We start from the raw sequence: 581 nt of genomic DNA on the forward strand, positions 1-581 counted from the left end.
ATAACGTCTGAAGATGACGGTGACGAAAGGCCGGCTTGGACACCAGCCTTCGAGGAGTCAGACTATCGTAAATTCCATGACGCAGTGAAAGAGCACCGTTTCGTAGTGATACAGGAGATTCTACCTGGCCATGGTGTCCGTCTTGCTTGATTTAATACGCCCGCAACCGGCCACAATCGGCTGCGGAATCAATCGGTGATCGCAACACTCTAACCTCAACGCACATGCATCTGAGGGAGTGTCGATCATGAAACAGAAACCCAGAATTTATTATTCCGAGAGCCAAAAAGCAATGATGTGGGATCGCTGGAAGCAAGGCGACTCGCTTCAAATGATCGCGCAGATGTTTGATCGAAACCATTCATCGATACAAGGCATTCTGGCTGAAACCGGTGGGATACGTCCAACTCAACGTAGTCGATCACGACTGGCTTTAACTTTGATTGAGCGAGAAGGAGCCTGTCAGAATTTTTGTGTGAATCCGGGGTCATGAAATAATACCGAAAGGGATTTTCCATGACCGACGTAATGACCACTAAGAAGCCAAAAACCAAGAAGCAGTACCCGTTTCCCGTTGAACT

At 48.0% G+C, this 581-nt stretch carries 1 pseudogene; it reads left to right on the top strand.

Annotation, left to right across the window (positions count from 1 at the left end):
• Window positions 1-247 precede the first annotated feature (247 nt).
• Window positions 248-454 (top strand): annotated as a pseudogene (locus GTP27_RS23305) (IS30 family transposase); the annotation flags it as partial.
• Window positions 455-581: the final 127 nt, after the last annotated feature.

Origin of the sequence: Duganella qianjiadongensis (genome assembly GCF_009857915.1) — a bacterium.
GTDB lineage: Bacteria > Pseudomonadota > Gammaproteobacteria > Burkholderiales > Burkholderiaceae_D > Rugamonas > Rugamonas qianjiadongensis.